This window comes from Klebsiella pneumoniae subsp. pneumoniae HS11286 (assembly GCF_000240185.1).
GTDB classification, from domain to species: Bacteria; Pseudomonadota; Gammaproteobacteria; order Enterobacterales; family Enterobacteriaceae; genus Klebsiella; species Klebsiella pneumoniae.
Genome location: NC_016845.1, coordinates 3,097,738 through 3,120,641 on the forward strand (window position 1 = coordinate 3,097,738; position 22,904 = coordinate 3,120,641).

Below are 22,904 nucleotides of genomic sequence, written 5' to 3' on the forward strand. Positions count from 1 at the left end.
TCGGGCCACACCATGTCAAAACACCCCTTACTGCTGGGCCTGACGCTGCTCAGCGCCAGCCTGTTCACCGGCCAGACCTTCGCCGACCGCACCGTCACCGACCAGCTGGGTCGCCAGGTCACCCTCCCCGACCACGTCACCCGCGTTGTGGTTCTGCAGCATCAGACGCTCAACCTGCTGGTACAACTGCATGCCGCCGAGGATATCGTCGGCGTCTTAAGCAGCTGGAAGAAACAGCTCGGGCCGCAGTTCGCCCGCTTTATGCCCGAGATCGGGCAACTGGCGACCCCGGGCGATCTCACCCAGGTCAATATTGAAAGCCTGCTGGCGCTGCGTCCGCAGGTGGTTTTCGTCGCCAACTATGCGCCGCCGGCGATGATCGCGCAGATCCAACAGGCCGGGATCCCGGTGGTGGCCATCTCGCTGCGCCACGATGCCGCCGGGGAAAAAAATAAAATGAACCCCACCATGGCTGACGAAGAGCAGGCCTATAACGCCGGGCTGATGGAGGGGATCCGCCTTATCGGCGAGGTGGTCGAGCGCCAGCCCGAGGCCGAGGCGCTGATTCACTACACCTTCGAGGCGCGCAAGCAAGCCAATGCGCCGGTGGCCGATATTCCCCAGAACCAGCGGGTGCGGGTGTACATGGCCAACCCCGATCTGAATACCTATGGCGCTGGCAAATACACCGGGCTGATGATGGCGCACGCCGGGGCGCTGAACGTGGCGGCCGCCAGCGTAAAAGGCGCCCGCCAGGTGTCGCTGGAGCAGGTGCTGGAGTGGAACCCCCAGGTGATCTTCGTCCAGGACCGTTATCCGCAGGTGGTCAAACAGATAGAGAACGACCCGCAGTGGCAGACGATCGATGCGGTGAAACATCACCGCGTGTGGCTGATGCCGGAGTATGCCAAAGCCTGGGGTTACCCGATGCCGGAGGCCCTGGCGCTGGGTGAGCTGTGGATGGCGAAAAAACTCTATCCTGCGCGCTACCAGAGCATCGATGTGGACAGTAAAGCCAGGGATTATTATCAGCGTTTTTACCGCGTGGCGTGGACGCCAGATGCCCGCTAACTCTCAGCCCTGGCTGGTGCAGGGAAGCCTGGCGCTGGCGACGCTGGGGATCGCGGTCGCCTCGCTCTGTTTCGGCCAGTACCCGTTAAGCCTGAGCGCCGTTGGCCACACCCTGGTCCATCTGCCGCCAGGTGAAGGGGTGATCGGGCAGATCGTCTGGTCGGTTCGCCTGCCACGCGTGGTGATGGCCCTGCTGGCCGGGGGCGCGCTGGGGCTGTGCGGCGCCACCTTGCAGGGCGTGTTCCAGAACCCGCTGGTGGACCCGCACATCATCGGGGTGACCGCCGGCTCCGCCTTTGGCGGCACGCTGGCGATCCTGTTGGGCGTCGGCAGTCTGCTGATGATGGCCTCGACCTTTTTCTTCGGCCTCGTCGCGCTGGGGCTGATTTACGCCCTCGCCGCCCTGCAGGGGCGGGACAGCACGCTGGGGCTGATTCTGTCCGGGATCATTCTCAGCGGCTTCTTCGCCGCGCTGGTCAGCCTGATGCAGTACCTCGCCGACAGCGAAGAGACGTTACCGAACATCGTTTTCTGGCTGCTCGGCAGCTTCGCGACCGCCAGCTGGCATAAGGTACTGCTTATGTCCCTGCCCCTGGCGGTGGCTGCCGGGGCGCTGTGGAAGCTGCGCTGGCGTATCAACCTGCTGGCCCTGGAGGAACGCGATGCCCGCAGTCTTGGCATTCCGGTGGCCGCGCTGCGTCGCGGCGTGCTGGTTTGCTGCGCGGTGCTGGTGGCAGCCCAGGTGGCGGTCAGCGGCAGCATCGCCTGGATGGGTCTGGTGGTCCCGCACCTCGCCCGTCTGCTGGTAGGGGCTGACCATCGTCGCCTGCTGCCCACCGCCTTCTGGCTCGGCGCCGCGCTGATGCTGGTGGTGGACGATCTGGCGCGTACGCTGACCCAGGCGGAGATCCCGATCGGGATCATCACCGCCCTGCTCGGGGCGCCGCTGTTTACCGTGTTGCTGGTGCAATCCCGACGCCGGAGTACGACCCGATGAACAGCTCATTATCGCTGCAAGCGCTACGCTACGGCCACCGTCAGCCGCTCTTCGCCCCGCTCACGCTGGCCTGCCGGCCCGGTGAGATCTGGGCGGTGCTGGGCGCCAATGGCCGGGGAAAAAGTACCCTGCTGGATACCCTGACCGGCGTGCTGCCGCCGCTGGGCGGCGAGATGCAGTGCGAGGGCGGCGTGGCCCTGGTTCCGCAGTCGTTTCGTCCCGCTTTTCGCTGGCGCGTGAGCGATGTGGTGCTGATGGGCCGGGCCCGTCACGTGGATCTCTTTGCCCAGCCGGACGAGGAGAATGCCCGGCGGGTTGAGCAGGCGCTGGCGCAGCTGGGGATTGCCGCCCTGGCCGAAGATGACTTCGGCGCCCTCTCCGGCGGCCAGCAGCAGCTGGTGTTGATTGCCCGCGCGCTGGTCAGCGCCAGCCAGAATATCCTGCTGGATGAGCCCTGCTCGGCGCTGGACCTCGGTAACCAGCAGGTGGTATTGCAGCTGATCGGCGACCTCGCCCACCGCCAGGCGCGCACCGTCCTGTTCACCACCCATGATCCCAACCACGCCCTACAGGTGGCCAGCCATACGCTGCTTCTGCTGCCGGAGGGCCGGTGGCTGGCGGGCGAGACCGCCGACGTGCTGAGCGAAACGCATCTCCGGCAAGCGTACGGCCTGCCGGTACGCCTGATCCGCCATGCCGCCTCCGCGTTCCCTCTGCTGGCGCCGGGGTTTACGCTGCGTCGCTGAACGGCATAAAACCCGCCTGCCGGAGATACCCCTGGCCAACGTCGTCGAGGATAAAGCGATACAGGGCCAGCGCGGCGGGATCGGCCCTGAGACGCGCCAGCTGGTAATCGCAGCGAATATTCCACGGCGCCGGGATGGTCAGGGTACGCAGATCGTCGCAGGTGGCCAGCGCGGGGCCATAGTGCGCATAGCCGATAAACAGATCCGCCAGATTCTGGCGAATAAGCCACGCGCCGGCTATCTCTCCCGGCGGCACGCTCAGTGAGTCTCTGCCGCCGACCAGCTGCTGCGCCCGCCCGGCCATCGCGTTGCCCAACCCTGGATAGCGTGCCTCAATTCGGGCGAACAGCTGCCAGGTATAATCTCCCGACGGATCGCAGCCCGGCGTGGAGGTCGCCAACCGCAGGCGGGGCGTGCTGAGCAGCGCCAGCCAGTCCAGGCCATCGTTGTCCGGCGACCGCCGGGCGGTCAGCATCAGCTGGTTGCTGGCAAATCCCTGGCATTCCTGCGCCAGACCCGCCTGCAGCAGCGCCTGCGGGTGCGCCGCGTTGGCGGAAGCAAAAACCGCGCACGGCGACCCGGCTTCGATCCGCTCGCGCAGCAGGCCGGCAGGGCCAAACTGCGCATCGACCGCCAGGCCAGTGTGCTGCCGAAAGTGCGCCACCAGCGGCAGGAAGGCGCTTCTCAGGCTTCCCGCCGCCAGCAGCGTGAGAGTGGTATTTGCCATAGGATATCGCTATAAACCGGATAATATAGCGCTATATTACCCGGTTTGCCGTCGCGTCAGTAGCGAATTTCTGCCAGGGTCCGCAGCTGCTCGGGGGTGGCTACCGGTAGGTCAAAAAAGCGCAGATAGGCAGGGATCATTTCAAACAGCATGTCGGTCCCGCGCTGGATGTGGCACTGTCGTGCCTGAGCGGCCCTCAGCAGCGGGGTGTACTCCTGAGTCATGACGACTTCCCCCACCCAGGCGCCTGGCGCCAGACGGTCAACGTCCAGCGGCAGCGGATCGCTGGCCTTCATCCCCAGCGGGGTGGCATTGACCACCAGCTCGTGTCCGGCAGGATCGGGCTGCATCAGGGTGATATCGAGCTGCGGATAGTGCTGATGCAGCCGCCCGGCGAGGGCGTGCGCCACCCCGGGCCGGGTATCGTACAGGGTCAGGGCGCTGACCCCCGCCGCCGCGAGGGAGGCGGCGATAGCCGATCCCACCCCGCCGCTGCCAACCACCAGCGCCCGCGTCCCCTGCGGGTTAAACCCTTTACGACGCAGGCCCAGCACAAATCCCTCGCCATCGAACATGTCTCCGCTCAGGCTACCGTCAGCCTCGCGGCGGATGGCATTGCAGGCGCCAGCGATGGCCGCCGTCGGGCTCAGGCGCTGCACCAGATCGCAGGTGGCGATTTTATGCGGCATCGTCACCAGCGCGCCGATGATGTTGGTCATCGTAAACAGCGGCGGAATAAACGCGGCGTAGTCCTCCGGCCTGACCCCCATCGGCACCACCTTCACGTCCACCTGCTGGTCAACGAACCACGGGTTGTAGATCATCGGCGCCTTAAAACTGGCGGTCGGATAGCCAAGGTGCGCTATCAGCCGCGTATTCCCACTAATCACCATGCCTTGCTCCTTTGCTTACTGCGATAACTCGATACGTTTGACGTCGCCGAGGATAAACAGATAGGCCACCACGCCCAGCAGCGCGGCGCCGCCGATGTAGATCAAGGCGTAGAAGAAATTGCCGAACCCGGCAACGATAAAGCCGATCACCAGCGGGGTGAGGATCCCCGCGAGGTTGGCGCAGAAGTTAAACAGGCCGCCGGTCAGGCCGCCCAGCCCCTTCGGGGCGATATCGGAGATCAGCGTCCAGCCGAGACCCACCATCCCCTGGCCAAAAAAGGCAAACGACATCACCAGGATCACCGCCAGGTCGCTCTCCAGCCAGTTGGCGGTAATGATGCAGCTGGCCATCAGCAGGCCGGCAACGATCGGCAGCTTACGACCGAGGTTGGCTGACCCGGTAGCTTTCAGCAACTTGTCGGAGAGCCAGCCGCCAAACATCACCCCGCCGGCGGCGGCGACAAACGGCAGGATGGAGAAGAAGCCAACCTTCAGCCAGGGCATATGCCGCTCGGTGGCCAGCCAGGTGGGGAACCAGGTGAGAAAGAACACCAGCACGGTATTGCCGGCAAACTGGCCGATACTGGCGCCGATGATCTGCCGTTTGCTCAGCAGCTGGCGGACCAGCGGCCAGCTGAACGCCACCTGCTGGTCGGTCGGGGCGCTGAGGCCGCCGCCGTTTTCGATATGCTCGCGCTCCTGCTGGCTAAGGCGCGGATCTTCATGCGGTTCGCGGTAGCAGCGCCACCACACCAGGGCAAACAGAATGCCGACGGCGCCAACGCTGACGAACAGCACCCGCCAGCCGAAACCGTCCATGATCCAGAACAGCAGCGGCGCAAAGCAGGCCAGCCCGAGATACTCCCCCACGGTGTACACCGCCGTGGCCTTCGCCCGCTCCTGCTGTGGGAACCAGGCGCTGACCACCCGGCTGTTGACCGGAAAGCACGGCGCTTCGCTAATGCCGAGCCCGAAGCGGCACAGCAGCAGCGTCTTCAGTCCCACCGCCATGCCGTGGAACAGGGTAAACAGCGACCACAGGGTCAGTGACAAAAAGTAGGTCACTTTGTTGCCAAAGCGGTCGAGAAATAATCCGCCGGGTATCTGCGCCAGAGCATAGGTCCAGGCGAAGGCGGAGAAGAGGATTCCCATGATCGCCGGGTCGATCCCCAGCTCAGCGGTGAGCTTTGGGGCGGCGATCCCCAGTACGGTGCGATCGAGATAGTTGATCATGGTGCCAATGGCCAACAGCGCAAGAATGCCGATACGCCGCCGGGAACGGCGCACGGTAACGGCTGGCTGGGCGGCAGCCGTCGGGTTAGGGCTATATGAGCTCATAGTCGGTTCCTGTCTCGGGTACAGAGGGTGTTGTTATTGTGTTTAACGCATAATGAACCATTTGATTCAGGCTAACAATACTGCATCGCCGCCAGACGGACGGCCGCATTCGCTGCGCCATAGAGCGCATAGCCAGCCCGGCGCTCGGTTAACTCAAAGAAAAAGCGGCCGGCGGTAAAGGGCCGGGTGTAAAGATGCAGGAAATCTCCCCCCTGCGGATCGCGGTCATAGAGGAGCTGCTGGCGCTGAAGCTGCCCGACGTCCAACTCTCCGCCAAAGCGCGCCAGCAAATCGTCATAATAATTGGCCGGGATCGGCAGCGTATGGCGGGCAACCTCGGCAAGCTGGTCGCAGGCGGCCGGCAGATCGCGGCAGGCAAAGGCGGCATGCTGCAGCCCCGCCCCCTGGTAGCAGGCAACGGAGCGGGCGATCTGCGTCGCCCGGCTCTGCGAAATATTCAGCGCCAGACGGATATCGCCCTGCGGGCTGCGCACCGCCAGGCTGCGCACCAGTCCATACGGGTCCGGCAGCGTCTGCTCATGCTCAAGGGAAAAACCAAACACCGTACGGAAGAACATCACCCAGTTATCGCGGCTGTCGGCCTCCATTCCCAGCGCCAGATGATCGATACCGAGATAGTCCTCGCGCACCGTCACGCCATCACGCAGATGAAAATCGCGCTCGTAGATAGCCTCCCCGGCGTCGATGAGATAGATAAGGCTGCCGTCGGGGGCGCAGATCGCCGGGATCGGCGTTTCGTTCGGCCCGGCGTCGCCCTGCCAGGTGGCATACCCCAGCGCGCGGGCGCGGGCGACAAGCGACGCGCTGTGCTCGACCCGCAGCGCCATCGCGCAGAGCGATACCCCGTGGCGTTGATAAAAATGGTCGGCCCAGCTGTGCGGCTGATGGTTGATGACGATCCGCGCCCCGCCGTTGCGCCACAGCGTCACCTGTCTGGAGCGGTGGCTTCCCTCGTGCTGAAAACCCAGCGCCTGCAGATGTTGCCCCAGGCGCTGCGCCTCGGCGGCGCTGGCGGCAAACTCGATAAACTCCAGCCCGTGATAGACCGGCAGCGGCGGCGGTGAAAACAGATAGGCATCGCACGTCGGGAGCCGACGGCGGGTTTGCTCCTCCAGCCACAGCAGCGAACGATAACCATCTTTGGCCGTCGCACCGTTCGGCGAGGCGCGAAAACCGTCATTGAAGATCTCCAGCGACCAGGGGCCGCGGTAGCCACAGCGGGTGATCTGCTCGGCAAACGCCTCCAGCGGCAGCTCCCCCTGTCCGGGAAAGCAGCGGAAGTGGCGGCTCCACTCCAGCAAATCCATTTTCATATACGGCGCATCGGCGAGCTGTACAAAGGTGATTTTCTCCACCGGCACCGACGGTAGCGCGTCCAGCGTGTCGCCGCGGGCCAGAATATGGAAGCTGTCGAGCACCAGGCCCAACGCCGGGCTGTCCACCCGCCGCACCCGCTCCCAGGCCTGCTGCCAGCGGTTCACATGGGTTCCCCAGGCCAGGGCCTCATAGCCGATAGCGATCCCCTCCTCTTCCGCCAGCGTGGCCAGCGCCCGCAGGTCCGCGACCTGCAATTCGCTATCCGCCGAGCAGTCCGGCTGCACATTGCTGCACAGCAGCAGCGTCTCGCAGCCCAGCTCGCGCATCAGAGCAAACTTGCGCCGAGCGCGGGCCATATTCGCCGCAAACTGCGCCCGACTGGCGCCTTCAAAATCGCGAAAGGGTTGAAAAAGCGTGATTTTTAACCCTAAATCGGCGGCAAGCTGGCGGATTTCCGCCGGCGTCCCCGTATAATAGAGCAGATCGTTCTCGAAAATTTCCACCCCCTGATACCCCGCCGCCGCAATAGCGTGCAGCTTCTCAGGCAGGGTGCCGGAAATCGAAACGGTGGCGATAGAGCGCAGCATAAGGTCCTCGGGTCAACAGCTGACGTAAGCCTTGAATATGTATCATTTGGTTCATTTGCGCCATACTAGGTTGCCAAATTGTGATCATTATGTGTATTTTTTGTCACCCAAGAAAAAGGAGTTGCCATGACCGTCGTTGCCCATGATGAAGCACAATCCCTGAAGGCGCGGATCTTCAGCGCCGCTATCGCTGTCTTTGCTGAACACGGGCTGTCAGGCGCCCGCATGGAGCAGATCGCCACCGAGGCGCAGACCACCAAACGCATGGTGGTTTACTACTTCAAAAGCAAAGAACAGCTCTATCAGGAGGTGCTGCAGCATGTGTATGCGCGGATCCGCGAAACCGAGCAGCAGCTGGGGCTGGAGAATGTGCCGCCGGTGGAGGCGCTGGTGCGGCTGGTGCGCTGGAGCGTGCGCTATCACGCCACCCATGCGGACTATATGCGCGTCATTTGCATGGAGAATATGCAGCGCGGCAAGTGGTTAAAAAGCTCGGGTGAACTGAAGCCGCTGAATCGTACCGCCCTGTCGATTCTGGAAGACATTTTACTGCGCGGCCAGCAGCAGGGCGTCTTTCAGGCGGGGCTCGACGCGCGCGATGTCCACCGGTTAATCAGCAGCTTCAGCTTTTATCAGGTGTCGAACTTCTACACCTTCAGCAGCCTGTATCTTGACGATCCGCTACCCGCCATCGACGATGAAGCGATGGTGGCTCACCATTGTGACATTGCCGTCAGGGCGGTGATCCGCTTCGTGATTTCCTGACCCGCCGGCGTAAGGGATCAGTGCCCGGAAAGCGCATGAATGACTTTCTCCATAGCCTCCACGGTGAGCGGCGAACGCTGGATTTTGCGGTTCGCCAGCGAGGTGCGCAGCACACCGGCAATGACAATGTGTTTCGGCTCCTGACCCAGGTCACGCATTTCCAGCACGACTTTACCCACCACGCGGCACATTTCCTGGTACAGGTCGTCGTCTTTCGCTTTATTTCCCATAGAATTTGGCTCGTATTTTATCATTATCAATCAAATCATTATTGATAGATTTCCCGCACAACGCAAACCATCGCCACTTTAAAGGTTCAATGACGCATTTTACCGGCTCATGATGGCGAAATAATCCATTTCTTTTACTCTTTTTCATAGCCGGTGACGAAAAAGTGTGTTGCGTAGATTTTTGCATAACGTGCCGGTTTTGTTACGCGTTTTGTCCATAATTTGAAACGAGGTTTTTATTTTCCTTTTTGATTTCGGCAGCGTATAATGCGCTTCGATTCTTTCTTGAATGGTTTCAGCGCATTGGACTGCATGATAAAACGCATAACACCTTGCCACATTTCATGGGCTGAACCGCCAGCACACATTCTTCTGCACGCTTCAGGGTTGTCACCTATCCTTAGGGCGTGGCTTAGCAACTTTCGTAATACAGGTTTGGCTCCCCGGCAGTGCGCCCGCGGAGCGAGAATTCCATATCCTTCACAACTTAAAGACTAAAACTGTCATGAAAAAGACCAAAATTGTTTGCACCATCGGTCCGAAAACCGAATCTGAAGAGATGCTGACCAAAATGTTGGAAGCCGGCATGAATGTGATGCGTCTGAACTTCTCCCACGGTGACTATGCGGAACACGGTCAGCGCATCCAGAACCTGCGCAATGTGATGAGCAAAACCGGTAAGAAAGCCGCTATTCTGCTGGACACCAAAGGGCCGGAAATTCGTACCATCAAGCTGGAAGGCGGCAACGACGTCTCCCTGAAAGCAGGCCAGACCTTCACCTTCACTACCGATAAATCCGTCATCGGCAACAACGAAATCGTTGCGGTAACCTATGAAGGCTTCACCTCCGACCTCGCCGTCGGCAACACCGTCCTGGTGGACGATGGCCTGATCGGTATGGAAGTCACGGCTATCGAAGGCAACAAAGTTATCTGTAAAGTGCTGAACAATGGCGACCTCGGCGAGAACAAAGGCGTTAACCTGCCGGGCGTCTCCATCGCCCTGCCGGCGCTGGCTGAGAAAGACAAACAGGATCTGATCTTCGGTTGCGAACAGGGCGTGGACTTCGTCGCGGCCTCCTTCATCCGTAAACGTTCCGACGTCGTCGAGATCCGTGAGCACCTGAAAGCCCACGGCGGCGAAAACATCCAGATCATCTCCAAAATCGAAAACCAGGAAGGCCTGAACAACTTCGACGAAATCCTCGAAGCGTCTGACGGCATCATGGTTGCGCGTGGCGACATGGGCGTGGAGATCCCGGTTGAAGAAGTTATCTTCGCCCAGAAAATGATCATCGAAAAATGTATCCGCGCGCGTAAAGTGGTTATCACCGCCACCCAGATGCTGGACTCCATGATCAAGAATCCGCGTCCGACCCGCGCTGAAGCCGGCGACGTGGCTAACGCCATCCTCGACGGCACCGATGCGGTGATGCTGTCCGGCGAATCCGCGAAAGGTAAATACCCGCTGGAAGCGGTCACCATCATGGCGACCATTTGCGAACGTACCGACCGCGTGATGACCAGCCGTCTGGACTTCAACAACGACAACCGTAAACTGCGCATCACCGAAGCGGTGTGCCGCGGCGCGGTAGAAACCGCTGAGAAACTGGAAGCGCCGCTGATCGTGGTCGCCACCCAGGGCGGTAAATCCGCACGCGCTGTGCGCAAATACTTCCCGGATGCCACCATCCTGGCGCTGACCACCAACGAAACCACCGCTCGTCAGCTGGTGCTGAGCAAAGGCGTGGTACCGCAGCTGGTGGAAGAGATTGCCTCTACCGATGATTTCTATCATCTGGGCAAAGACCTGGCGCTGAAGAGCGGCCTCGCGCGTAAAGGCGACGTAGTGGTGATGGTTTCCGGCGCATTAGTGCCGAGCGGCACGACTAATACCGCTTCCGTACACGTGCTGTAATAATTTACAGGTTAATTGGTTTTTTTTAATAAAGCGCCTCGCGGGGCGCTTTTTTTTATTCATTGATTAGCTCTTCCTATTAAAAATGCAAATCGGAATTTACTATTTAATAAGGGATTATCTAAGATGAATCCGATGGAAGCGCGCTGTTTTCACTCGCCTTTTTCAGCGATTCTGAGCAATTCGATGCTTCTTTGAGCGAACGATCAAAAATAAGTGCGTTCAGGTAAAAAAAATATTCTCATCCCAAAAAACTTTGTGTAATACTTGTAACGCTACATGGAGATTAACTCAATCTAGAGGGTATTAATAATGAATCGTACTAAACTGGTACTGGGCGCGGTAATCCTGGGTTCTACTCTGCTGGCTGGTTGCTCCAGCAATGCTAAAATCGATCAGCTGTCTTCTGACGTTCAGACTCTGAACGCTAAAGTTGACCAGCTGAGCAACGACGTGAACGCAATGCGTTCCGACGTTCAGGCTGCTAAAGACGACGCAGCTCGCGCTAACCAGCGTCTGGACAACCAGGCTCACTCTTACCGTAAGTAAGAGTTCTGGTAATAAAAATGGCGCACTCTGTGCGCCATTTTTTTTGCCCTCAGCATGAGGGCTATTGGGTAAGCAGACCGTTGTCAGACGAACTATTCTGCGCCGACAGCGACGTCGCCGTGCTACCTGCCCCCGCCGACACCACCACCGGATACCCCGCCCTTCTCGACATCGCTTTTTTCAACTGCAGGTCATCCACTGCTTTATCCTCTGCGAAGGCGTGAAACGCCGCTGGCAGCGTGTAAGCGATGGTCCGGGTGTTTTCCCCTTCGGTCTGCGAAAGCGGCCTGTGGACTTCGACATAGCGTTTACCATCCGGCTCGACGGCAAACTTCACCGGCTGATTGATAATCCGTACCGGCGTCCCGGTTTTCACCTGGCTGAACAGCGCTTTGATGTCATCAGCGTTCATCCGCATACAGCCCGAGCTGACGCGCAGACCAACGCTGTCTGGGGCGTTAGTTCCGTGGATGAGATATTCACCGTTACCGTAGGCCAGACGCAGCGCATAGCGGCCCAGGGGATTGTTCGGTCCGGCCGGGACCACCGCTGGCAGCGTCAGCCCTTTCTCCAGCGAGCGCGCGCGGATGCCGGCGGTAGGCGTCCAGGTAGGGTTAGGGATCTTCTGCCCCACGCGGGTGGTCATCTCCGGCGTTTCCAGACCTAACTGGCCAATGCCCAGCGGATAGACCTGCACCTGATTCTCTCCCGGCGGGAAGTAATACAGCCGCAGTTCGGCGAGGTTGACGACAATGCCCTCCCTCGGCACGTCGGGCAGCAGCATCTGAGAAGGGATAAGGACCTGAGTGCCGGGCTTCGGCTGCACCGGCGCAATCGTATCGTTGGCTTCGAGGATCAGCATCGCCGCGGTATCGAAATGGCGCGCAATCGCCTGCAGGTTGCGATCTCCCTCCTGGACCGTCCAGTACTGATTCTGACCAATCAGCCGACTGTTGGCGGGAGGAAGCGGATAATCAACGGCCCAGGCGGCCGAGGAGGCGCCAAGGGCGCTGAGAAGGGCTAAGGTGATCATCGTTTTGCGTTTCATACTGAGATTCCTTCTTTCGCTGATAAAACGCCAGGAGACTGAACGGCGGCAGGGTCAGCGCCCTGCCGGACGTAACAGAATGAAATCGACCTGTTTATTCTAGCTAATATTTGCCGCTTTCGCGCGTATCGCGCGGATCATGGCTTCGAGGCCTTGCGAGCGGGAGGGGGTGAGATGCTGGGTGAGCGCCATTTTTTCAAACCACGGACGCACGTCGAACTCGGTGATGTCCTGAGCGGTCATCCGGTCATAGAGGATAAACACCACCGCTATCAGACCCTTGACGATCGCCGCATCGCTATCGCCGCGCAGGGTGATCACGCCTGTGGGATCCTGGTCCATCACGATCCAGACCTGGCTTTGACAGCCCTGAATAATGTTCTGCACGCTATGTTCTTCCGGGCTTAGCGGCGCCAGACGCTGGCCAAGCTCGATGATATAGAGATACTTCTCTTCCCAGTTGGCGCAACGGCTAAAGTTACGCAACAGTTTGTCTTTGTCCGGTAGTGCCGCCATTGTCCCGTCCTTTACCCTAACAGTTTGCGGATCCGCTGGAGGCCGGCCACCAGGCGGTCCACCTCTTCCGTGGTATTGTACATCGCCAGCGATGCCCGACACATAGCCGGTACCTGATACCGGGCCATCAACGGCATCGCGCAGTGGTGTCCGGTCCGCACGGCGATCCCGTAGTTATCGAGGAAGCTGCCGACGTCATAGGCGTGATGCTGACCGAGGTTGAAAGCAATTACCCCTTTACGCTGCGCCGGGCCGTAAAGGATCAGATCCGGTACCGCGCGCAGGGCATCGAGCGCGTAGCGCATCAGCGTCTGCTCATACTCGGCAATCTGCGTCAGTCCCAGCTGGCTGACGTAGGTCAGCGCCGCGCCGAGGCCAATGATCCCCCCGGTATTCGGCGTGCCGGCCTCAAAGCGCCACGGCGCCTGATTCCAGGTGGTGCCCTCCGTCAGGCTGACGGTGGCGATCATCGACCCGCCCCCTTCCCAAGGCGCCATCGTCTGCAGCAGCTCGGACCGGGCGTAGAGCACGCCGATCCCGGTCGGCCCATACAGCTTGTGGGCGGAGAAAACATAAAAATCGCAGCCCAGCGCCTGGACGTCCACCGGGTGGTGCATCACCGCCTGGGCGCCATCCACCAGCACTTTCGCGCCATGCTGATGCGCAAGAGCAATCAGCGCCGCCAGCGGGTTTTCCGTCCCCAGCACGTTGGAGACCTCGGTTATCGCCAGCAGGCGGGTGCGCGGGTCAAACAGTCCCGGGACAACATCCAGTTGCAGCGTACCGTCCGGGTTCAGGGGGATCACCCGCAGCTCAGCCCCGACGCGGGCGCACAGCATCTGCCACGGCACAATATTGGCGTGGTGCTCCATTTCGCTGATGATGATGTTATCCCCGGCGCCGACGTTGGCGTTTCCCCAGCTGTTGGCCACCAGGTTGATACCCTCGGTGGTGCCGCGGACGAACACCACTTCCTCCGCCGACCCGGCGTTAAGGAAGGTGGCCGCCTGCTGACGCACGGCTTCCATCCGCGCGGTGGCTTCCGCGCTGAGGGTATGGATGCCGCGGTGCACCGCCGCGTAGCCGTGGCGATAGAATTCCGCTTCGGCGCCGATCACTGCCTCCGGCTTCTGGGCGCTGGCGGCGCTGTCGAGATAGACCAGCGGCTGACCGTTGACCTCCCGGTTCAGTACCGGAAAATCGGCGCGAACCTGTTCTACTGAAAATGTCATACAGTGCCTCCCGGCAAACGCTGTCCAATACGCGCCAGCACCTGCTCTCTGAGCGCGTCGCTGCGGATAGCCTCGGTGAGCTCGGCGGCGAAGGCGTAGAGGATCATCTGCTGCGCCGCCTGCTGTTCGATACCTCGCGAGCGCAGATAGAACAGCTGCTCTTCGTCAATGCGCCCCACCGTCGCCCCGTGGCTGCATTTCACGTCATCGGCGTAAATTTCCAGCTGCGGTTTGGTGTCGACCTCCGCCAGCCGCCCGAGCAGCAGATTATTGTTGGTCATCTGACCGTCGGTTTTCAGCGCGAGCGGCGCGACGTTGATCAGCCCGTTAAACACCGCCCGCCCCTTATCGCTGACGATGGTTTTGTGCAGCTGGCGGCTGGTGCAGTAGCCGACCTGATGGTCGAGCCAGGTGCGGCTATCGCAGACCTCATTTTTCACCGGCATCGCCAGCGAATTGAGGCGCAGGTTGCTGTTTTCGCCGCCCAGGCGGGTGCTGGTCTGGTGACGCAGCACCTGGCCGCCAAGCAGGAAACTGCTGCTGAAGGCCGAGGCGTCGCGGCCCAGCAGCAGGTCGTTATGGGCGAAGTGATAGCTGCGGGCATTCTCAAATGCCAGCTTGATATGCTGGAGGTGCGCGTTATCGGCCACCGTCATGGTCAATCGCCCGCCGGTGAAATGCGGCTGCTCATTGAGGCTCAGGTAATGCTCGACAATCGTCGCCTCCGCCCCGCTCTCCAGCGCCAGGTGATGGCGATAGTGGGCGGTATTCAGCGCATCGCCGGCCAGGCCACTAGTGATATGCATCAGCAGCAGCGGTTTATCCAGGCGGCGGTTGCGCGGCACGCGAATGCGGGTCACCGTCTGGGCCAGGCTTTCGGTCAGATGGAGAAACACCTCCGGCTGCAGGGCATCCGGCAGATGCTGGCGCTGATTATCGACACTGACCTCCACGCCGCTGGCGGCAAGATCGTCGCTCAGCTGAGGATGATAGCGGCCATCGATAAACACCAGCCGCCAGGCGTCCAGCGGCAGCGCCAGCGCATCACGCTGTTCAGCACTGAGAGAGGCCCCCTCATCGGCGACAAAGCGACCGTTAAGTAGGGCATCCAGCGGAGTGTATTTCCAGTCCTCGTGCTTGCGCGTCGGCAGCCCAAGGCGCAGCAGCTGCTGCAGATGCTGACTGGCCTCCGGGGTACGCGGGCCGCCCTGCGCTTCAAACAGATGGTGCCACTGCTGCAGCGCGTTACTGCTGTTCGGTAAGCCAGCCATAGCCCTGCTCCTCCAGCTGTTTGACCAGAGAGAAATCGCCCGACTTCACAATCCGCCCCTGATACAACACATGGACATAGTCCGGCTTGATATAGTCAAGGATGCGCTGATAGTGGGTGACAATGATAAAGGCGCGTTTGCCGTCGCGCAGGGCATTCACTCCCTGGGAGACGATTTTCAGGGCATCGATATCCAACCCCGAATCCGATTCATCGAGAATGCACAGCTCCGGCTCAAGCACCGCCATTTGCAGAATATCGTTGCGCTTTTTCTCACCGCCGGAGAAGCCAACGTTCACCGAGCGGGTCAGGAGATCTTCCGGCATCTGCAGCAGCTTGATCTTTTCTTCCATTAAGTCCTGGAAATCGAAACGATCCAGCGCCTCCTGGCCACGATAGTTGCGCACGGCATTCAGCGCAGTCTGCAGGAAAAACTGGTTGCTGACGCCGGGGATCTCTACCGGATACTGGAAGGCCATAAAGATACCTTCCCCGGCGCGATCTTCCGCAGCGAGTTCGAGCAGGTTTTTGCCCTTAAATTCAACGCGACCGCCAGTCACCTCATAATCTTCACGCCCGGCCAGGGTGGCCGAAAGCGTACTTTTGCCTGAGCCGTTCGGCCCCATAATGGCGTGGACCTCTCCCGGGCGCACCTCAAGGTTCAGCCCGCGCAGGATCGCTTTATCTTCGACGGCGACGTGTAAATCTTGAATACTTAACATCTTTTTTCCTTAATTATCAGCCGACGCTATGTTCAAGGCTAATGGCCAGCAATTTTTGCGCCTCTACAGCGAACTCCAGCGGCAGCTCGGAGAAGACGTCTTTACAGAAACCGTTGACGATCATCGAGATGGCATCGTCTTCGCTGATCCCGCGCTGCAGGCAGTAGAACAATTGATCTTCGCCAATCCGCGAGGTGGTCGCCTCGTGCTCCAGCTGGGCGCTGTTGTTGCGGCATTCAACATACGGGAAGGTATGCGCCCCGCAGTCCGGGCCGATCAGCATCGAATCGCACTGGGTATAGTTGCGGGCGTTGGTGGCGGTCGGCATGATTTTGACCAGCCCGCGATAGCTGTTCTGACTGTGTCCGGCGGAGATCCCTTTCGAGATGATGGTCGAGCGGGTGTTCTTGCCGATATGGATCATTTTGGTGCCGGTGTCCGCCTGCTGATGGCCGCTGGTCAGCGCCACCGAAAAGAATTCGCCGATCGAGTTATCGCCGCGCAGGATGCAGCTGGGGTATTTCCAGGTGATGGCCGAGCCGGTTTCCGACTGGGTCCATGACATTTTGCTGTTCTCCCCTTCGCACAGGGCGCGCTTGGTGACGAAGTTGAGGATCCCGCCGGTGTTGTTATCGCCGGGGAACCAGTTCTGCACCGTGGAGTATTTCACTTCCGCGTCTTTATGGATGATGACTTCAACGACCGCGGCATGCAGCTGATAGCTGTCGCGCACCGGCGCCGAGCAGCCTTCAATATAGCTGACGTAGCTGCCTTCATCAGCCACCAGAATGGTGCGTTCAAACTGCCCGGTCTTTTCGGCGTTGATGCGGAAATAGGTCGACAGCTCCATCGGGCAGCGGACGCCCTTCGGCACATAGATAAAGGTGCCGTCCGAAGCCACCGCGGCGTTCAGCGCGGCAAAGAAGTTGTCATTCCCCGGCACTACGGTGCCCAGATACTTTTTCACCAGTTCCGGATGATCGTGGATCGCCTCGCCGAAAGAACAGAAGATGATCCCCTGCTCGGCCAGCTTTTCTCGGTAGGTGGTCGCCACCGACACCGAGTCAAATATCGCGTCCACCGCCACCTCGCGCCCTTCGCGTACCGGCACGCCCAGCTGGTTAAAGGCTTCTTCCACCTCGCTGGTCAGAAAGGTATTGGCCCCGGTCTGCTGCACCGCGCCAGGCTCGGAGGCGCAGGTCTCATCGCAGTTGCCGCAGGAGGGCGCGGAATAGTAGCTGTAATCCTGATAATTCAGCTTATCGTAATGCGCTTTCAGCCAGTGCGGCTCCTCCATTTCCAGCCACGCCCGGTAGGCATTCAGACGAAACTCCAACATCCACTGCGGCTCATTGCGGCGAGCCGAGATAGCCCGAACGACTTCTTCATTAATGCCTTTGGCCAGCTCATCGGTTTGCAGGCGAGTAAAAAAGCCCTCTTTGTAGTTGAGCGGGCCGCCGGTCCAGGTTTTGACATCGTCAGTTGCTTCAGTATTACGCGACATAGTTACTCCGCCTGCACCCCAAAACTTTCGCCGCAGCCGCACTCATGCTGCGCTTTCGGGTTATGAAATTTAAAGATTTCATTTAAACCTTCCCGGACATAATCCAGCTCGGTGCCGTCGATGAACGGCATCGCCTGCAGCGGCGCAAACAGCTTCGCCCCGTCAGATTCAAAGAGCAGATCGTCGGGCGCCGGCTCGGCAATCATTTCGAGCACATAGCCAAAACCGGCGCAGCCGCTGGTTTTAATGCCCAGCCGCAGCCCTTTCTTATCCGGCTGCTTGCGCATCAGATCGCGGATATGCGCGGCAGCGGCCGGCGTCATGGTCAGTCCCTGCCAGCTGAAATCGGCGGGATTAAAAGTTCCTGCTTGTACTTCCATCGATAGACCTCCAGGTTGGCGCCATCAAGGCATACCGCCATGTTAGTGATAATGATTCCTAGATTCTACGTCAGTACTTCAAAAAGCATAATCAAAGCCTTGATAAATATGCATTCCTTCGAAATTCAGCTTTCACCCATTGGGTGAAAGAAAAGTGCTCAAAAATATGTTAAATTATCAGCTTTTATGACTCGATATATGGTAAAATAATAGTAAGAAAAGTAGTAAAAAGGGGTTCTAATTATGATTAATAAAATTGATTTCAAAGCTAAGAATCTAACATCAAATGCAGGTCTTTTTCTGCTCCTTGAGAATGCAAAAAGCAATGGGATTTTTGATTTTATTGAAAATGACCTCGTATTTGATAATGACTCAACAAATAAAATCAAGATGAATCATATAAAGACCATGCTCTGCGGTCACTTCATTGGCATTGATAAGTTAGAACGTCTAAAGCTACTTCAAAATGATCCCCTCGTCAACGAGTTTGATATTTCCGTAAAAGAACCTGAAACAGTGTCACGGTTTCTAGGAAACTTCAACTTCAAGACAACCCAAATGTTTAGAGACATTAATTTTAAAGTCTTTAAAAAACTGCTCACTAAAAGTAAATTGACATCCATTACGATTGATATTGATAGTAGTGTAATTAACGTAGAAGGTCATCAAGAAGGTGCGTCAAAAGGATATAATCCTAAGAAACTGGGAAACCGATGCTACAATATCCAATTTGCATTTTGCGACGAATTAAAAGCATATGTTACCGGATTTGTAAGAAGTGGCAATACTTACACTGCAAACGGTGCTGCGGAAATGATCAAAGAAATTGTTGCTAACATCAAATCAGACGATTTAGAAATTTTATTTCGAATGGATAGTGGCTACTTTGATGAAAAAATTATCGAAACGATAGAATCTCTTGGATGCAAATATTTAATTAAAGCCAAAAGTTATTCTACACTCACCTCACAAGCAACGAATTCATCAATTGTATTCGTTAAAGGAGAAGAAGGTAGAGAAACTACAGAACTGTATACAAAATTAGTTAAATGGGAAAAAGACAGAAGATTTGTCGTATCTCGCGTACTGAAACCAGAAAAAGAAAGAGCACAATTATCACTTTTAGAAGGTTCCGAATACGACTACTTTTTCTTTGTAACAAATACTACCTTGCTTTCTGAAAAAGTAGTTATATACTATGAAAAGCGTGGTAATGCTGAAAACTATATCAAAGAAGCCAAATACGACATGGCGGTGGGTCATCTCTTGCTAAAGTCATTTTGGGCGAATGAAGCCGTGTTTCAAATGATGATGCTTTCATATAACCTATTTTTGTTGTTCAAGTTTGATTCCTTGGACTCTTCAGAATACAGACAGCAAATAAAGACCTTTCGTTTGAAGTATGTATTTCTTGCAGCAAAAATAATCAAAACCGCAAGATATGTAATCATGAAGTTGTCGGAAAACTATCCGTACAAGGGAGTGTATGAAAAATGTCTGGTATAATAAGAATATCATCAATAAAATTGAGTGTTGCTCTGTGGATAACTTGCAGAGTTTATTAAGTATCATTGCAGCAAAGATGAAATCAATGATTTATCAAAAATGATTGAAAGGTGGTTGTAAATAATGTTACAATGTGTGAGAAGCAGTCTAAATTCTTCGTGAAATAGTGATTTTTGAAGCTAATAAAAAACACACGTGGAATTTAGGTGATTATCACTTCAACCCTTCTGCAGCAGGGGTATTGCCTCATTTAGTGCTTTTTATAAGCATAGACCCTCGCCCAGGGATTATCAGGGTGTGCAAATAGAACTTAATGGATTGATTTATAATATGTTATTTTGAAATCATTCTATCTCCGCACGCAATGGCAAAGATGTATCGAAAATACCGATTTATGCAATAGCGGCAGACCACCTTGCTGGTTATCGCTTGCAGGCGAGCATAAAGTGACAACGTAACAGAAAGACCATGCCAGCGCGGGGCGCGGCCCCGGCCATGCGCTAGAAAAAAGCGGGTAGTGAAAGCGCCCGCCGGTAACGCTTCAGGAAAGGAATAAGCGCCGCTCGCCGGCCGCATTCGGGGAATAAAAACCAAAATAAAACGGGCACACGGGGCTGCCAGGCGGGATACCGGCTGGCTAGGTGCCTTTACTCACCAGCCGGGCGGCCTGGACAAAGACCTCATCCTCTACCCCGTCCCCCTTCTGTCTGCCCAGCCTCACCAGTTCATCCACGATACTCCCCTGATTAATCTGCTTTTGTGTAGCCACTAAGCTAATGACCGCCGCGCCGATGGCCATGCCAATCAATGCCGTTTGTTCATCTTTATCTTTCATGGTGTCGCTCCGTCTGTCCTCCTCAGAAAGGCTAGCAAAAGATACCATCTGCTCAATTTCAAATTCACCTTCTTTACGTCTGACGCAAAGCCTGCGGCAGGGCACCTGGCAGGAGAAAAACAAACTAAGCGGCTGATTGCAATGGCATAACACTAATGAACAATTAACAGACTTGTGAGTCTTGAAATTATTTTTTAGACTCATTGGTCTGTTAATTATCAATTGCGTAAAATCTTATGCCTAATTCGACCTTATTTTTCATCACCCTTTGTTTCTCTCGCGTCCTGGTGACCTTCTTCTTCTGGATGGCAGGCATCTACGGCGTCTTTCATTTCGCGGAGATCGTTCAGGAGATGGTGACCGTCGGCCTGCCGTGGCCGGTCTTGTTCGCGGCGGGCACGATTTTTTGCCAGCTGGCGGGTTCGGCGCTGATCGTTTTTAATCCTGCCGGCTACGGCTGGATTGGATCGGGGATGCTGATTGTGTTTACATTACTCACTATTCCGCTGGGACACGCCTTCTGGGCCTTCAGTGAACCCCGGCGCACTGGGGAATTCCATATTGCGCTTGAACACATTACCGTGGTCGGAGGATTAATTATGAGCGCGCTGTTTGCAGGCTATCGGCGATGAGCGAAACCCCTCGTCAGAAAGGTCGGCCAAAAGATCCGTTGAAAACGCAGGCGATACTTCAGGCCGCCCGTAAGCTGTTTCTGGAACAGGGCCTGGAGGTGACAACGGCCGAAATCGCCCGCGTAGCCGGGGTGGCGAAAGCCACCCTGTATGCCAATTTCAGCGATAAAGAACATCTGATAGAGGCGGTCTTACGCCAGGAATCGGATCTCACCATCAGCGACCATGATTTCGCCCAGCGCCATCATCTGCCGCTGATCGAGGTACTGACGGCGTTTGGTTATCGCTTTGTCCGCTTTATCAACCAGCGGGAACTGACCGGCTGGGACCGACTGATCGCCTCGGCTGCCGTGCGTCACCCCGATCTCCCCGGCCGCTTTTACGCCGCCGGGCCGGGGCGCGCGCAGCAGATGCTGGAAGCGATCATCGCCGAGGCGATCGAAGCCGGTACTTTACGAGCCTGCGATCCGCAGGAGGCTGCCGACGAACTGGCCGGTTTATGGCTGGGAATGACCAGCCTGGCGATAAAACTTGGCGCAAGACCTCCGCTGTCCGACGACGAAATCAAACAGCGGGTTGAGCGCGCCCTGGACGTCTTTCTGCGCGCGTATTCCCTGGCGCCGGGCTGATCTCTCCTTCCCCTTTTCAGTGCTGTGGCCTGACGCAAGGCTGATTTATTGTGCCCAATCCGCGCCCGGCGCAAAAAATAATGTCCTTACCGGTTAGCATTAAAAGAAAATAACAACCACAGAGTGCAACGCAGATTATTCCATGAGGGAATAGTGGGAATGCTAATATTTCATTTCCTCGCCGGTTTTTAGAGGCCTATAGTTTTTTTACCTGCAGAACATCCACTAAGGTTAAAAAACATAAGGACATAATAATGATTGTTTCAGCCCCCAGCGATTATCGCGAAGCCGCTCGTCGTCGTCTGCCCCGCTTCCTTTTCGATTATATTGACGGTGGCGCGGTGGCGGAAAACACCATGAACGCCAACGCCGCCGAGCTTGCCTCGGTAGCTCTTCGCCAGCGCGTACTGTGCGGGGCCGGCGAACCGACGCTGGCGACCACGATCCTTGATGCCCCATGGGCGATGCCCGTGGCGCTGGGGCCCGTCGGCGCCACCGGGATGTACGCCCGCCGCGGCGAAGTCCAGGCGGCCCGCGCCGCCTCCCGCGCCGGGATCCCGTACACCTTATCCACCGTGTCGGTCTGCTCGATTGAAGAGGTGGCGAGCCACGCCAGCGGCGCGCTCTGGTCCCAGCTGTACGTACTCAAAGATCGCGGCTATATGCGTAACGCGCTGGAGCGCGCCTGGGCCGCTGGCATGAAAACCCTGGTATTTACCGTCGATATGCCAATCCCCGGCTCGCGGTATCGCGATAACCGCTCAGGGATGTCCGGGCCGCACGCCACCCTGCGACAATATCTCCAGGCTTGCACCCATCCGCGCTGGGCGATGAACGTCGGGCTGGCGGGCAGACCCCTGTCGTTTGGTAATATCGAAGCCTACACCGGCCACAAAATGACCATGGACGACTATATGGGGTTCATCAGCAACAACTTCGACCCGTCCATCGCCTGGCACGATCTGGAGTGGATCCGCGACAGCTGGCAAGGAAAATTAATCATCAAAGGGATCCTCGATGCCGACGATGCGCGCAATGCCGTGCGGCTGGGCGCCGATGGTATTGTGGTGTCGAATCATGGCGGCAGACAGCTCGATGGCGCCATCCCCACCGCCCGGGCGCTGCCCAGGGTGGTGGATGCGGTCGGCGACGATCTGACAGTGCTTGCCGATTCCGGGGTGCGCTCCGGCGTGGACGTTATACGTCTGCTGGCCCTCGGCGCGAAAGGCGTGCTGCTCGGTCGGGCCTATATTTATGCCCTGGCCGCGGCGGGCGAAGCGGGCGTGGCGCATCTGCTGCGCTTATTTGCCGAGGATATGAAGGTTACCATGACCCTCACCGGCGCGACCTCGCCATCGGCCATCAGCCTCGATTGCCTTGATCGCCTCGAACAGGATCAACACCGCACTCATGCGGTGCCGGTATCCTTACCCGCCTGACGCTGCCCGGGACCTGGCCTGGCCATGTGCCT

General features: G+C 57.7%; 27 protein-coding genes. 12 read left to right on the forward strand and 15 right to left on the reverse strand.

From position 1 onward, the window contains the following. The first annotated feature begins 12 nt into the window (after nucleotides 1–12). Genes KPHS_31070 through KPHS_31090 form a run of 3 tightly spaced genes read left to right on the forward strand, consistent with a single transcriptional unit; the run spans nucleotide 13 to nucleotide 2,814 of the window. Complete coding sequence (locus tag KPHS_31070; protein YP_005227407.1) at nucleotides 13–1,071, forward strand: ABC transporter substrate-binding protein; 1,059 nt, start codon at nucleotides 13–15, stop codon at nucleotides 1,069–1,071. Further along, entirely contained in the window at nucleotides 1,061–2,068 is a 1,008-nt protein-coding gene (locus tag KPHS_31080) for an ABC transporter permease (protein YP_005227408.1), read from the forward strand. Before KPHS_31070 ends, KPHS_31080 begins: the two co-directional genes overlap by 11 nt. Then, entirely contained in the window at nucleotides 2,065–2,814 is a 750-nt protein-coding gene (locus KPHS_31090) for a putative ABC transporter ATP-binding protein (protein YP_005227409.1), read from the forward strand. The genes KPHS_31080 and KPHS_31090 overlap by 4 nt, the downstream gene beginning before the upstream one ends. On the opposite strand, the gene KPHS_31100 is transcribed toward KPHS_31090, so the two are convergent. The 4 genes from KPHS_31100 to KPHS_31130 all read right to left on the reverse strand — a co-directional run bounded on the left by KPHS_31100 (nucleotide 2,798) and on the right by KPHS_31130 (nucleotide 7,697). After that, nucleotides 2,798–3,541 (reverse strand): ABC transporter substrate-binding protein, encoded by a 744-nt coding sequence (locus KPHS_31100; protein YP_005227410.1) that lies wholly within the window; start codon nucleotides 3,539–3,541, stop codon nucleotides 2,798–2,800. The genes KPHS_31090 and KPHS_31100 overlap by 17 nt on opposite strands. Nucleotides 3,542–3,597: 56 nt before the next feature. Continuing rightward, a complete protein-coding gene (locus KPHS_31110; RefSeq protein YP_005227411.1) occupies nucleotides 3,598–4,434 on the reverse strand; it encodes a shikimate 5-dehydrogenase in 837 nt (278 codons plus the stop codon). Nucleotides 4,435–4,449: 15 nt separating this feature from the next. Continuing rightward, nucleotides 4,450–5,772, reverse strand: coding sequence for a major facilitator superfamily permease (locus tag KPHS_31120; protein ID YP_005227412.1), 1,323 nt, complete (start codon nucleotides 5,770–5,772; stop codon nucleotides 4,450–4,452). Between the two features lie 71 nt (nucleotides 5,773–5,843). Further along, on the reverse strand, nucleotides 5,844–7,697 hold the full coding sequence (locus KPHS_31130) for a putative 4-hydroxyphenylpyruvate dioxygenase (protein YP_005227413.1): 1,854 nt from the start codon (nucleotides 7,695–7,697) through the stop codon (nucleotides 5,844–5,846). 126 nt (nucleotides 7,698–7,823) lie between these two features. Here KPHS_31130 and KPHS_31140 point away from each other — a divergent pair, with 126 nt between their 5' ends. Further along, complete coding sequence (locus KPHS_31140; protein YP_005227414.1) at nucleotides 7,824–8,462, forward strand: putative regulatory protein TetR; 639 nt, start codon at nucleotides 7,824–7,826, stop codon at nucleotides 8,460–8,462. Nucleotides 8,463–8,479: 17 nt separating this feature from the next. On the opposite strand, the gene KPHS_31150 is transcribed toward KPHS_31140, so the two are convergent. The 3 genes from KPHS_31150 to KPHS_31170 form a co-directional block, all read right to left on the reverse strand. Continuing rightward, on the reverse strand, nucleotides 8,480–8,692 hold the full coding sequence (locus tag KPHS_31150; protein ID YP_005227415.1) for a fumarate hydratase FumD: 213 nt from the start codon (nucleotides 8,690–8,692) through the stop codon (nucleotides 8,480–8,482). Further along, the gene (locus KPHS_31160) at nucleotides 8,682–8,840 is read right to left on the reverse strand and encodes a hypothetical protein (RefSeq protein YP_005227416.1); all 159 of its coding nucleotides are present in this window, start codon (nucleotides 8,838–8,840) and stop codon (nucleotides 8,682–8,684) included. The genes KPHS_31150 and KPHS_31160 overlap by 11 nt, the downstream gene beginning before the upstream one ends. An 88-nt stretch (nucleotides 8,841–8,928) precedes the next feature. Next, nucleotides 8,929–9,060, reverse strand: a complete 132-nt coding sequence (locus KPHS_31170; protein YP_005227417.1) for a hypothetical protein — start codon at nucleotides 9,058–9,060, stop codon at nucleotides 8,929–8,931. Between the two features lie 137 nt (nucleotides 9,061–9,197). Between KPHS_31170 and KPHS_31180 the strand changes: the two genes are divergently transcribed. Together KPHS_31180 and KPHS_31190 are read left to right on the forward strand one after the other, a co-directional pair. Next, on the forward strand, nucleotides 9,198–10,610 hold the full coding sequence (locus tag KPHS_31180) for a pyruvate kinase (RefSeq protein YP_005227418.1): 1,413 nt from the start codon (nucleotides 9,198–9,200) through the stop codon (nucleotides 10,608–10,610). A 312-nt stretch (nucleotides 10,611–10,922) separates the two neighbouring features. Then, nucleotides 10,923–11,159, forward strand: coding sequence for a murein lipoprotein (locus KPHS_31190; protein YP_005227419.1), 237 nt, complete (start codon nucleotides 10,923–10,925; stop codon nucleotides 11,157–11,159). A 61-nt stretch (nucleotides 11,160–11,220) separates the two neighbouring features. Here the strand turns inward: KPHS_31190 and KPHS_31200 are convergent, their stop codons facing one another. The 7 genes from KPHS_31200 to KPHS_31260 all read right to left on the reverse strand — a co-directional run bounded on the left by KPHS_31200 (nucleotide 11,221) and on the right by KPHS_31260 (nucleotide 17,831). Continuing rightward, entirely contained in the window at nucleotides 11,221–12,207 is a 987-nt protein-coding gene (locus KPHS_31200; RefSeq protein ID YP_005227420.1) for a putative ATP synthase subunit, read from the reverse strand. Nucleotides 12,208–12,306: 99 nt separating this feature from the next. Continuing rightward, entirely contained in the window at nucleotides 12,307–12,723 is a 417-nt protein-coding gene (locus tag KPHS_31210) for a cysteine desufuration protein (protein ID YP_005227421.1), read from the reverse strand. 11 nt (nucleotides 12,724–12,734) lie between these two features. Then, the gene (locus KPHS_31220) at nucleotides 12,735–13,955 is read right to left on the reverse strand and encodes a selenocysteine lyase (RefSeq protein ID YP_005227422.1); all 1,221 of its coding nucleotides are present in this window, start codon (nucleotides 13,953–13,955) and stop codon (nucleotides 12,735–12,737) included. Beyond that, nucleotides 13,952–15,226: a cysteine desulfurase activator complex subunit SufD gene (locus KPHS_31230; protein ID YP_005227423.1), complete on the reverse strand. Its 1,275-nt coding sequence runs from the start codon at nucleotides 15,224–15,226 to the stop codon at nucleotides 13,952–13,954. The genes KPHS_31220 and KPHS_31230 overlap by 4 nt, the downstream gene beginning before the upstream one ends. Continuing rightward, on the reverse strand, nucleotides 15,201–15,947 hold the full coding sequence (locus tag KPHS_31240) for a cysteine desulfurase (protein YP_005227424.1): 747 nt from the start codon (nucleotides 15,945–15,947) through the stop codon (nucleotides 15,201–15,203). The genes KPHS_31230 and KPHS_31240 overlap by 26 nt, the downstream gene beginning before the upstream one ends. 16 nt (nucleotides 15,948–15,963) lie before the next feature. Then, complete coding sequence (locus KPHS_31250) at nucleotides 15,964–17,451, reverse strand: cysteine desulfurase activator complex subunit SufB (protein ID YP_005227425.1); 1,488 nt, start codon at nucleotides 17,449–17,451, stop codon at nucleotides 15,964–15,966. A gap of 2 nt (nucleotides 17,452–17,453) precedes the next feature. After that, nucleotides 17,454–17,831 carry an iron-sulfur cluster assembly scaffold protein gene (locus KPHS_31260; RefSeq protein ID YP_005227426.1) on the reverse strand — a complete coding sequence of 126 codons (378 nt, stop codon included), beginning with the start codon at nucleotides 17,829–17,831 and terminating at the stop codon, nucleotides 17,454–17,456. 243 nt (nucleotides 17,832–18,074) lie between these two features. Here KPHS_31260 and KPHS_31270 point away from each other — a divergent pair, with 243 nt between their 5' ends. After that, the gene (locus KPHS_31270; RefSeq protein ID YP_005227427.1) at nucleotides 18,075–19,337 is read left to right on the forward strand and encodes a transposase; all 1,263 of its coding nucleotides are present in this window, start codon (nucleotides 18,075–18,077) and stop codon (nucleotides 19,335–19,337) included. Further along, a complete protein-coding gene (locus tag KPHS_31280) occupies nucleotides 19,318–19,440 on the forward strand; it encodes a hypothetical protein (protein YP_005227428.1) in 123 nt (40 codons plus the stop codon). Before KPHS_31270 ends, KPHS_31280 begins: the two co-directional genes overlap by 20 nt. Before the next feature lie 534 nt (nucleotides 19,441–19,974). On the opposite strand, the gene KPHS_31300 is transcribed toward KPHS_31280, so the two are convergent. Then, entirely contained in the window at nucleotides 19,975–20,172 is a 198-nt protein-coding gene (locus KPHS_31300; protein ID YP_005227429.1) for a hypothetical protein, read from the reverse strand. Between KPHS_31300 and KPHS_31290 the strand changes: the two genes are divergently transcribed. From KPHS_31290 to KPHS_31330, 4 genes are all read left to right on the forward strand, one after another. Further along, nucleotides 20,171–20,308: a hypothetical protein gene (locus KPHS_31290; RefSeq protein ID YP_005227430.1), complete on the forward strand. Its 138-nt coding sequence runs from the start codon at nucleotides 20,171–20,173 to the stop codon at nucleotides 20,306–20,308. The two genes, KPHS_31300 and KPHS_31290, sit on opposite strands and share 2 nt — an antisense overlap. A 100-nt stretch (nucleotides 20,309–20,408) precedes the next feature. Further along, nucleotides 20,409–20,804: a DoxX family protein gene (locus KPHS_31310; RefSeq protein YP_005227431.1), complete on the forward strand. Its 396-nt coding sequence runs from the start codon at nucleotides 20,409–20,411 to the stop codon at nucleotides 20,802–20,804. Next, on the forward strand, nucleotides 20,801–21,433 hold the full coding sequence (locus KPHS_31320) for a TetR/AcrR family transcriptional regulator (RefSeq protein ID YP_005227432.1): 633 nt from the start codon (nucleotides 20,801–20,803) through the stop codon (nucleotides 21,431–21,433). Before KPHS_31310 ends, KPHS_31320 begins: the two co-directional genes overlap by 4 nt. Nucleotides 21,434–21,687: 254 nt before the next feature. Further along, nucleotides 21,688–22,872, forward strand: a complete 1,185-nt coding sequence (locus KPHS_31330) for an L-lactate dehydrogenase (protein YP_005227433.1) — start codon at nucleotides 21,688–21,690, stop codon at nucleotides 22,870–22,872. Nucleotides 22,873–22,904 lie beyond the last annotated feature (32 nt).

Excerpts from the sequence above, each read along its gene's own strand:
- KPHS_31170 (YP_005227417.1), bottom strand. The coding sequence starts at position 9,060 with ATGTGTGCTGGCGGTTCAGCCCATGAAATGTGGCAAGGTGTTATGCGT.
- KPHS_31190 (YP_005227419.1), top strand. The coding sequence starts at position 10,923 with ATGAATCGTACTAAACTGGTACTGGGCGCGGTAATCCTGGGTTCTACT.
- KPHS_31100 (YP_005227410.1), bottom strand. The coding sequence starts at position 3,541 with ATGGCAAATACCACTCTCACGCTGCTGGCGGCGGGAAGCCTGAGAAGC.
- KPHS_31180 (YP_005227418.1), top strand. The coding sequence starts at position 9,198 with ATGAAAAAGACCAAAATTGTTTGCACCATCGGTCCGAAAACCGAATCT.
- KPHS_31300 (YP_005227429.1), bottom strand. The coding sequence starts at position 20,172 with ATGAAAGATAAAGATGAACAAACGGCATTGATTGGCATGGCCATCGGC.
- KPHS_31070 (YP_005227407.1), top strand. The coding sequence starts at position 13 with ATGTCAAAACACCCCTTACTGCTGGGCCTGACGCTGCTCAGCGCCAGC.
- KPHS_31210 (YP_005227421.1), bottom strand. The coding sequence starts at position 12,723 with ATGGCGGCACTACCGGACAAAGACAAACTGTTGCGTAACTTTAGCCGT.
- KPHS_31160 (YP_005227416.1), bottom strand. The coding sequence starts at position 8,840 with ATGAAAAAGAGTAAAAGAAATGGATTATTTCGCCATCATGAGCCGGTA.
- KPHS_31150 (YP_005227415.1), bottom strand. The coding sequence starts at position 8,692 with ATGGGAAATAAAGCGAAAGACGACGACCTGTACCAGGAAATGTGCCGC.
- KPHS_31320 (YP_005227432.1), top strand. The coding sequence starts at position 20,801 with ATGAGCGAAACCCCTCGTCAGAAAGGTCGGCCAAAAGATCCGTTGAAA.
- KPHS_31260 (YP_005227426.1), bottom strand. The coding sequence starts at position 17,831 with ATGGAAGTACAAGCAGGAACTTTTAATCCCGCCGATTTCAGCTGGCAG.
- KPHS_31230 (YP_005227423.1), bottom strand. The coding sequence starts at position 15,226 with ATGGCTGGCTTACCGAACAGCAGTAACGCGCTGCAGCAGTGGCACCAT.
- KPHS_31140 (YP_005227414.1), top strand. The coding sequence starts at position 7,824 with ATGACCGTCGTTGCCCATGATGAAGCACAATCCCTGAAGGCGCGGATC.
- KPHS_31220 (YP_005227422.1), bottom strand. The coding sequence starts at position 13,955 with ATGACATTTTCAGTAGAACAGGTTCGCGCCGATTTTCCGGTACTGAAC.
- KPHS_31110 (YP_005227411.1), bottom strand. The coding sequence starts at position 4,434 with ATGGTGATTAGTGGGAATACGCGGCTGATAGCGCACCTTGGCTATCCG.
- KPHS_31280 (YP_005227428.1), top strand. The coding sequence starts at position 19,318 with ATGAAAAATGTCTGGTATAATAAGAATATCATCAATAAAATTGAGTGT.
- KPHS_31250 (YP_005227425.1), bottom strand. The coding sequence starts at position 17,451 with ATGTCGCGTAATACTGAAGCAACTGACGATGTCAAAACCTGGACCGGC.
- KPHS_31130 (YP_005227413.1), bottom strand. The coding sequence starts at position 7,697 with ATGCTGCGCTCTATCGCCACCGTTTCGATTTCCGGCACCCTGCCTGAG.
- KPHS_31090 (YP_005227409.1), top strand. The coding sequence starts at position 2,065 with ATGAACAGCTCATTATCGCTGCAAGCGCTACGCTACGGCCACCGTCAG.
- KPHS_31310 (YP_005227431.1), top strand. The coding sequence starts at position 20,409 with ATGCCTAATTCGACCTTATTTTTCATCACCCTTTGTTTCTCTCGCGTC.
- KPHS_31120 (YP_005227412.1), bottom strand. The coding sequence starts at position 5,772 with ATGAGCTCATATAGCCCTAACCCGACGGCTGCCGCCCAGCCAGCCGTT.
- KPHS_31330 (YP_005227433.1), top strand. The coding sequence starts at position 21,688 with ATGATTGTTTCAGCCCCCAGCGATTATCGCGAAGCCGCTCGTCGTCGT.
- KPHS_31080 (YP_005227408.1), top strand. The coding sequence starts at position 1,061 with ATGCCCGCTAACTCTCAGCCCTGGCTGGTGCAGGGAAGCCTGGCGCTG.
- KPHS_31290 (YP_005227430.1), top strand. The coding sequence starts at position 20,171 with ATGGTGTCGCTCCGTCTGTCCTCCTCAGAAAGGCTAGCAAAAGATACC.
- KPHS_31200 (YP_005227420.1), bottom strand. The coding sequence starts at position 12,207 with ATGAAACGCAAAACGATGATCACCTTAGCCCTTCTCAGCGCCCTTGGC.
- KPHS_31240 (YP_005227424.1), bottom strand. The coding sequence starts at position 15,947 with ATGTTAAGTATTCAAGATTTACACGTCGCCGTCGAAGATAAAGCGATC.
- KPHS_31270 (YP_005227427.1), top strand. The coding sequence starts at position 18,075 with ATGATTAATAAAATTGATTTCAAAGCTAAGAATCTAACATCAAATGCA.